The 7,757-nt window shown below is 75.2% G+C and carries 7 protein-coding genes; 3 read left to right on the forward strand and 4 right to left on the reverse strand.

Annotation, left to right across the window (positions count from 1 at the left end; all coding sequences use genetic code 11):
* The first annotated feature begins 4 nt into the window (after nucleotides 1–4).
* Entirely contained in the window at nucleotides 5–3,040 is a 3,036-nt protein-coding gene (locus GTR00_RS09855; RefSeq protein ID WP_166611458.1) for an alpha-mannosidase, read from the forward strand.
* A 121-nt stretch (nucleotides 3,041–3,161) separates the two neighbouring features.
* On the opposite strand, the gene GTR00_RS09860 is transcribed toward GTR00_RS09855, so the two are convergent.
* Both GTR00_RS09860 and GTR00_RS09865 read right to left on the reverse strand, forming a co-directional pair.
* Entirely contained in the window at nucleotides 3,162–4,388 is a 1,227-nt protein-coding gene (locus tag GTR00_RS09860) for a PTS transporter subunit EIIC (protein ID WP_166611459.1), read from the reverse strand.
* An 80-nt stretch (nucleotides 4,389–4,468) separates the two neighbouring features.
* Nucleotides 4,469–5,248, reverse strand: a complete 780-nt coding sequence (locus GTR00_RS09865; protein ID WP_323132374.1) for a GntR family transcriptional regulator — start codon at nucleotides 5,246–5,248, stop codon at nucleotides 4,469–4,471.
* A gap of 150 nt (nucleotides 5,249–5,398) precedes the next feature.
* On the opposite strand from GTR00_RS09865, the gene GTR00_RS09870 reads away from it, so the two are divergent.
* Both GTR00_RS09870 and GTR00_RS09875 read left to right on the forward strand, forming a co-directional pair.
* Nucleotides 5,399–5,629: a glucose PTS transporter subunit EIIB gene (locus GTR00_RS09870; protein ID WP_166611454.1), complete on the forward strand. Its 231-nt coding sequence runs from the start codon at nucleotides 5,399–5,401 to the stop codon at nucleotides 5,627–5,629.
* Nucleotides 5,626–6,078 carry a PTS sugar transporter subunit IIA gene (locus GTR00_RS09875; protein ID WP_166611455.1) on the forward strand — a complete coding sequence of 151 codons (453 nt, stop codon included), beginning with the start codon at nucleotides 5,626–5,628 and terminating at the stop codon, nucleotides 6,076–6,078. The genes GTR00_RS09870 and GTR00_RS09875 overlap by 4 nt, the downstream gene beginning before the upstream one ends.
* A gap of 72 nt (nucleotides 6,079–6,150) precedes the next feature.
* On the opposite strand, the gene GTR00_RS09880 is transcribed toward GTR00_RS09875, so the two are convergent.
* Nucleotides 6,151–7,161: a TIGR03557 family F420-dependent LLM class oxidoreductase gene (locus tag GTR00_RS09880; RefSeq protein ID WP_166611456.1), complete on the reverse strand. Its 1,011-nt coding sequence runs from the start codon at nucleotides 7,159–7,161 to the stop codon at nucleotides 6,151–6,153.
* Nucleotides 7,158–7,724, reverse strand: a complete 567-nt coding sequence (locus GTR00_RS09885) for a type 1 glutamine amidotransferase domain-containing protein (RefSeq protein ID WP_166611457.1) — start codon at nucleotides 7,722–7,724, stop codon at nucleotides 7,158–7,160. Before GTR00_RS09885 ends, GTR00_RS09880 begins: the two co-directional genes overlap by 4 nt.
* Nucleotides 7,725–7,757: the final 33 nt, after the last annotated feature.

Consider the following 7,757-nt stretch of genomic DNA (forward strand, 5'->3'; position numbering starts at 1 on the left):
CCCCGTGCACGTCAACCCCGCCCTCGTCGAGATGCGCGTCGACCGCTTCGTGCGCGAGCGCCTCGACCCCGCGACGTACCGCCGGCGCGTCCCGCTGGCGGTGAGCGCGTGGCAGGCCCCGGGGGAGCCGGTGCCGTTCGCCGAGGCGGCCGCCGCCCCCTACGCGCCCTTCGCGGTGGGCACGGCGTGGGGGCGGCCCTGGGGCACCACCTGGTTCCGCCTGACCGGGCGCGCCCCGGAGGGTTTCGGCGCCGAGGGCACCCGGGTGGAGGTCGTCGTCGACCTCGGCTACTCCCACGTGCAGCCCGGCTTCCAGGCCGAGGCCACGGCGTACCGGCCCGACGGCACCGTGGTCAAGGGCCTGCACCCGCGCAACCGGTACCTGCCGCTGGCCGCCGTCACCGGCGCCGACGGCGCCGTGGACGTGCTGCTGGAGGCCTCCTCCAACCCCGACGTCTCCGGCGACGGCGTCTTCGCCACCCCCACCCGCCTGGGCGACCCCGCCACCGCCGGCACCGACCCGCTGTACCGGTTCGCCGGCGCCGACCTGGCCGAGCTGGACGTGCGGGTGTGGGAGCTGCAGCAGGACGTCTGGACGCTGCGCGGGCTGCTCGCCCAGCTGCCGGAGAGCTCCACGCGGCGCGCGGAGGTGCTGCGCGCCCTGGACGACGCCGTGGACGCCGTGGACCCCTGGGACGTGGCCGGCACCGCGGCGGCCGGGCGCGCGGCGCTGGCCGGGGCGCTGGCGCAGCCGGCCTCGGCCAGCGCGCACCGCGTCACCGCCGTCGGGCACGCCCACATCGACTCCGCGTGGCTGTGGCCCACGCGCGAGACCGCGCGCAAGTGCGCGCGCACCTTCTCCAACGTTCTGGCCCTCATGGACGAGGACCCCGACCTGGTGTTCGCCGCCTCCTCCGCCCAGCAGTACGCCTGGGTGCGCGACAGCCAGCCGGAGCTGTTCGAGCGCATCAAGAAGCGCGTCGCCGAGGGCCGTTTCGTGCCCGTGGGCGGCATGTGGGTGGAGTCGGACACGAACATGCCCGGCGGGGAGGCGCTGGCCCGCCAGTTCGTCGCCGGCAAGCGCTTCTTCGCCGAGGAGCTCGGCGTGGAACCGCTGGACGTGTGGCTGCCGGACTCCTTCGGCTACACCGCGGCGATGCCGCAGATCGCCCGCGCCGCCGGTGCCCGCTGGTTCCTCACGCAGAAGCCGTCGTGGAACGAGGTGAACCGGATGCCGCACCACACCTTCGAGTGGGAGGGCATCGACGGCACCCGGATCTTCACGCACTTCCCGCCCGCCGACACCTACAACTCCGACCTCGGCGGGGCGGACCTGGCCCGCGCCGAGCGGCAGTTCGCCGAGAAGGGCCGCGCGCGCACCTCGCTGCTGCCCTTCGGCTACGGCGACGGCGGCGGCGGCCCCACCCGCGAGATGCTCGCCGCGGCCGCCCGCACCCGCTCCCTGGAGGGCTCCCCGGCCGTCGAGCTCGGCGGCCCGCACGACTTCTTCCGGCGCGCGCAGGCGGAGTACCCCGAGCCGCCAGTGTGGAGCGGGGAGGTCTACCTGGAGTTCCACCGCGGCACCTACACCTCCCAGGCGCGCACCAAGCGCGGCAACCGCCGCAGCGAGCACCTGCTGCGCGAGGCGGAGCTGTGGGCCAGCGCCGCGGCCGTGCAGCGCGGCACCCCCTACCCGTACGAGGCGCTGGAGCGCCTGTGGCGCGTGGTGCTGCTGCAGCAGTTCCACGACATCCTGCCCGGCTCCTCCATCGCCTGGGTGCACCGGGAGGCCGAGGCCCGCTACGCCGAGGTCGCCGCCGAGCTGGAGGAGCTCGTCGCCGGCTCCCTGCGCGCGCTGGCCGGCGAGGGCGGGCAGGCGCTGGCGTTCAACGCCTCCCCCTTCCCGCGCCGGGGCGTCGCCGCGCTGGGCGGCGGCAGCGCGCAGCCCGGCGAGGGCGCGGTGCGCGCCGCGGCCGCCGGCGACGGGTACGTCCTGGAGAACGACCGGGTCCGCCTCACCCTCGACGGCGCCGGGCTGCTCACCTCCGTGCTGGACCTGGCCGCCGGGCGCGAGGTCCTCGCCCCCGGCGCGCGCGGGGGGCTGCTGCAGCTGCACCGCGACACCCCCACCCAGTGGGACGCCTGGGACGTCGACGAGCACTACCGCCGGCACACCACCGACCTCGACACCGCCGAGTCCGTGGAGCTGGTGGACGCCGGCCCGCAGCGCGCCGCCGTGCGCGTCGTGCGCGCCTTCGGGGGCTCGCGCGTGGAGCAGGTGGTCGAGCTGGCCGCGGGCTCGGCCGCCGTCGAGCTCACGCTGGACGTGGACTGGCACGAGCGGCAGAAGCTGCTCAAGCTCGCCTTCCCCCTGGACGTGCACGCCGACCGCGCCGCCAGCGAGATCCAGTTCGGGCACGTCCTGCGCCCCACGCACACCAACACCTCCTGGGACGCCGCGCGCTTCGAGACGTGCGCGCACCGCTGGGTGCACGTGGGGGAGGGCGGCTACGGCGCGGCCGTGGCCAACGACTCCACCTACGGGCACGACACCGGGCGCACCACCCGCCCCGACGGCGGCACCACCACCACCGTGCGGCTGTCGCTGCTGCGCGCCCCGCTGTTCCCCGACCCCGACGCCGACCAGGGCCGGCACGTCCTGCGCGCCTCGCTGCTCGTGGGCGCCGGCGTGCCCGAGGCGGTGCGCGAGGGCTACCGGCTGAACCTGCCGCTGCGCGAGGTGCGCGGCGCCGGGCCGGTCGAGCCGCTGGTCGCCGTCGAGGGCGAGGGGGTGGTCGTGGAGGCCGTCAAGCTCGCCGAGGACCGCAGCGGCGATGTCGTGGTGCGCCTGTACGAGGCCCACGGCGGGCGCGCCCGCGCCACCGTGCGCCCCTCCTTCGCCGCCGCCTCCGTCACCGAGACGGACCTGCTGGAGCGCGCGGTGGAGCACCCGCGCGCCCTGCGCGAGCAGCGCGGGGGCGCCGCGGTCGTGGAGCTGCGGCCCTTCCAGATCGCCACCCTGCGCTGGCGCCGCGCGTGAGGCGCTGACGCACGCGGCGGCCGGGGGGAGCACGCACCGGGGCGGCCGGAGGGGGAGCCCCCCTCCGGCCGCCCCGGTGCGTCGTGGTGCGTCGTGGTGCGTCGCCGTGCGGTGCGCGGCCTCAGGTGCGGTCGCGCTCCTGCGGCGCCCGGTCCGTGCCGGCGCTCGCGGCGGGCGCGGTGTCGGCTGCGGTGACCTCGGCCACCGAGGAGTCCGCCTCGTCCTCCCGGCCCGGGGTGCGCAGGTTCCAGCGGCGGATGACGAAGGTGAACAGCAGGAAGTACACCACCGCGTAGCCCAGCCCGATGACGATGATCAGCGCCGGGTTCGTGGCGATGTTCCAGTTCAGAAGGTAGTCGATCAGGCCCGCGGAGAACCCGAACCCGTCGCGCACGCCCAGGGCGTTGACCAGGGCCAGCGAGGTGCCGGTGAGCACCGCGTGCACCACGTACAGCGGGAACGCCACGAACATGAAGGAGAACTCCAGCGGCTCGGTGACGCCGGTGATGAACGACGTCAGCGCCGCGGAGAGCATGATGCCGCCCACCAGCTTGCGCTGGGAGGGGCGCGCGGCCCGCGTGATGGCCAGCGCGGCGGCCGGCAGGGCGAACATCATGACGGGGAAGAAGCCGGTCATGAACGCGCCCGCGGTCGGGTCGCCGTTGAGGAAGCGGGCGATGTCGCCCTGCACGGGCTCGCCGGAGGCGCCGGTGAAGGAGCCGAGCTGGAACCACGGGAACGAGTTGAGGATGTGGTGCAGGCCCAGCGGCACCAGCAGGCGGTTGGCGGTGCCGAAGACGAACCCGCCGAGCACGCTGTTGCCGGCGACCCACTCGCCCAGCGCGGTGAGGGCGGAGTCGAACGGCGAGTACAGGAAGCTCATGGCGGTGGCCAGCAGGATCGCGGCCACGGCCGTGACGATCGGCACGAAGCGGCGCCCGCCGAAGAACGCCAGGTAGTCCGGCAGCTTGATGCGGTAGAAGCGCTGCCACAGCAGCGCGGCGGTGATGCCCACCAGGATGCCGCCGAGGACCCCCCAGTTGATGAGCTCCTGCTCCTCGCCCTCGGCGGCGGCGCCCAGCACGGTGGGCGAGAGCGAGTCCCCGACCCCCTTGAACACCAGGTAGCCCACGACCGCGGCCAGCGCCGTGGAGCCGTCGGACTTCTTCGCGAAGCCGATGGCGACGCCGACGGCGAACAGCAGCGGCAGGTTGTCGAACAGGGCCCCGCCGGCGGCGGCCAGGACGCCGGCCAGGCCGTCCCAGCCCAGCCCGTCCGCGCCGAGCATGTCGGCCTGGCCCAGCCGCAGCAGGATCGCCGCCGCCGGCAGCGCCGCGATCGGCAGCATGAGCGAGCGCCCGACGCGCTGGAGGGTGGCGAGCCCGGGGAACGGCTTCTTCTCGGCCTTCGTGGTGGTCGTCGTTGTGCTCACGTCGAACTCCTGGGTTCGGGAGGTGCGGGGACCCCGTCCGTGGTGCGGTCGAGGGACATCCGGACGCTGTAGCGGTCGGCGCGGTAGCGCGACGTCGTGTGCTCCACGACGGCGTCACCGGCGCGGGTGGTGCGGGCGAACAGGAGCAGGGGAGCGCCGGTGGCCGTGCCCAGCAGGGCGGCGAGCGGGCGCGTGGCGCTCTCGGCGGTGAGGGTCTGCTCGCCCGCGGTGGGTGCCAGACCGTACCGCACGGCGAGCAGCTCGTAGGTGGAACCGGACAGGTCGTGCTCGAGCAGTCCGGGCACGAGGTGGTCCGGGTAGTACGTCACCTCGTGGGCCATGGGCACCCCGTCGGCCAGGCGCAGCCGCTCCACGTGGACGGCGGGCGCGCCCGGGGGCAGGGCGAGGGCGCGCGCCACCGCCGGCGGCGGGGTGCGCAGGTCCGCGGCGAGCACGCGGCTGGAGGGTTCGTGGCCCCGCCGGCGCATGTCGGCGCTGAAGGACGCCAGGTGCAGCTGGGACTGCACGGCGGCGGGGGCCACGAACGTCCCCTTGCCGTGCACCCGGTAGAGCAGCCCCTCGTTGACGAGCTGCCCGATCGCCTCCCGGACGGTCATCCGGCTGACGCAGTACGCCTCGACGAGCTCGCGCTCCGAGGGGATCGGGGCGTCGGGCGCCAGGTCGGTGGTGATGGTGCGCACCAGGATCGCGCGCAGCTGCGCGTGCTTGGGCACCGGTCCGGCGACGACCCCGGCGCCCTGCGGGGGAGGCTGCACGCGCTCCACCCCCTCGTCGCGGAACCCTGGTCGGCGCTGGTCCGTACTGGTACGGTCCAGCTGGCGAGGACGACGATGGACCTGCCAGGCCTCGCGCGTCAAGAGTTCGTGAACGGTCCCTGAACCATCGCCCACCAGCGGGAGGAACCCGTGAGCCAGGCCCAGAAGATCCTCGACGCGCTCGGCGGCAGCGGCAACGTCGTCGAGATCGAACCGTGCATCACCCGGCTGCGCTGCGAGGTCAGCGACGCCTCCGCCGTGGACGAGGCCGGCCTGAAGGCCGCCGGCGCGATGGGCGTCCTGCGCTCGGGCACCGTCGTGCAGGTCGTCGTCGGCCCCAACGCCGACACCATCGCGGAGGACATCGAGGACCTGCGGTGAGCCTCGTCGTCACCGCCCCCGTGCCCGGCACCGCCCTGGCGATGGCCGACGTGCCCGACCCGGTGTTCGCGCAGTCCATCGTCGGGCCCGGCCTGGCCGTCGAACCGCCCGCCGGCACGGTGCAGGCGCTCGCCCCCGTCGACGGCACCGTCCTGAAGCTGCACCCGCACGCGTTCGTCGTCCTCGCCGGGGGCGGCCGCGGGGTGCTCGTGCACCTGGGCATCGACACCGTCCAGATGGCCGGCGAGGGTTTCGAGCTGCTCGTCGCCGAGGGCGACGCCGTGGTCGCCGGCCAGCCCGTCCTGCGCTTCGACGCCGACGCCGTGCGCGCCTCGGGCCGCTCCGCCGTCGTCCCCGTCGTGGCCCTCGACGTGCCCGTCGGCGCCCTCACCGACCTGCGCGCGCCCGGCCCCGTCGCCGCGGGCGAGCCGCTGTTCACCCTGCCCTGAACGCACCCGCGGCGGCCGCGGGAGCGGGTGCTCCCCCGGCCGCCGCGGGGACGGGCTCGGTGCGCGCCGGCTTCAGCTGGGGGAGGGGTCCTGCGAGGCCGCCGCCTCGCGCAGCGCCGGCAGGACCTCCGCCGACGCCGCCCGCAGGAAGTCCTCCTGGTGCTCACCGCCCACCTGCACCAGCGCCAGGTCCGTGAACCCCGCCTCGAAGAACGCGCCCGCCGCCTGAACGATCGCGTCCACGTCGTTGCCGCACGGGATCTGCTGCGCCACGTCCTCCGGGCGCACGTACTGGCTGGCCCCGGAGAACCCGGCCGTCGTCGGCAGGTCCGCGTTCACCTTCCAGCCCCCGGCGAACCAGCGGAACTGCTCGTGCGCGCGGGCCACCGCCGCGTCGCGGTCGGCGTCCCAGCACACCGGCATCTGCCCGATGCGCCGGCTCGTCGCGGCCTGCGACGCCTCGCGCGCCCCGTCCCACAGCGGGCCCAGCGACCCGTCCGGCTCCACCGCGATCATGTGGTCGGCCAGCGGCGCGAACCGCGCGCACGACTTCGGGCCCGACACGCCCACCGCGATCGGCACCCGCCGCTCCGGCAGGTCCCACAGGCGCGCGGAGTCCACCCGGAAGTGCTCGCCGGCGTAGCTGAGCAGCTCGCCGTCGAAGAGCGTGGAGATGATCTCCAGCGCCTCCACGAGCATGTCGTGGCGCTCCTCCACCGCCGGCCAGCCCTGGCCCACCACGTGCTCGTTGAGGTTCTCGCCCGAACCCAGCCCCAGCGTGAAGCGCCCCTCGGAGAGCACCCCCACCGTGGCCGCCTTCTGCGCCACCACCGCCGGGTGGTAGCGCACCGTCGGGCACGTCACGTACGTCATGAGCTCCGCGCGCGAGGTCACCTGCGACACCGCGCCCAGCACGCTCCAGGCGTACGGCGCGTGCCCCTGCGAGGTCAGCCACGGCGAGTAGTGGTCGGAGAAGACCAGCAGGTCGAAGCCCGCCTCCTCCGCGGCCGCCGCGTCGCGCACCAGCCACCGCGGGTCGGACTGCTCCGACATGCAGGTGTAGCCGATGCGGACCTCGCTCACGACCCCACCGCCGCGACGTGCTCGACCACGGCCTCCGAGAACGCGTCCAGGTCGTCGGGCTCGCGGCTGGTGATCAGCGGGCCGGGGCCGGAGGTGTCCACCACGAGCTGCTCGTCCACCCACTCCGCGCCCGCGTTGCGCAGGTCCGTGGCCAGGCTCGGCCACGACGTCACCCGCCGCCCGCGCACCGCGTCCGCCTCCACCAGCGTCCACGGCGCGTGGCAGATCGCCGCGATCGGCCGCGTCGAGGCCGCGAACTGCCCCACGAACGCCACCGCCTCCCGGCTCGTGCGCAGCGCGTCCGGGTTCGCCACCCCGCCCGGCAGCACCAGCGCCGCGTACTCGCTGACGCTGGCGTCGGAGACCACGACGTCCACGTCGAAGGTGTCGGCCTTGTCCAGGTGGTCGAACGCCTGCACCTGCCCCGCCCGCGTGGAGATCAGCACCGGCTCGCCGCCGGCCTCCTGCACCGCCTTCCACGGCTCCGTCAGCTCCACCTGCTCGATGCCCTCGGGGGCGACCAGGAACGCGACCTTCTTGCCCTGCAGCTGCGTGTCGGTCATGCCCCCACGCTGGCACCGCCCGCCGGGTCCGGC

It is taken from the genome of Kineococcus indalonis (assembly GCF_009906395.1).
Lineage (GTDB): Bacteria > Actinomycetota > Actinomycetes > Actinomycetales > Kineococcaceae > Kineococcus > Kineococcus indalonis.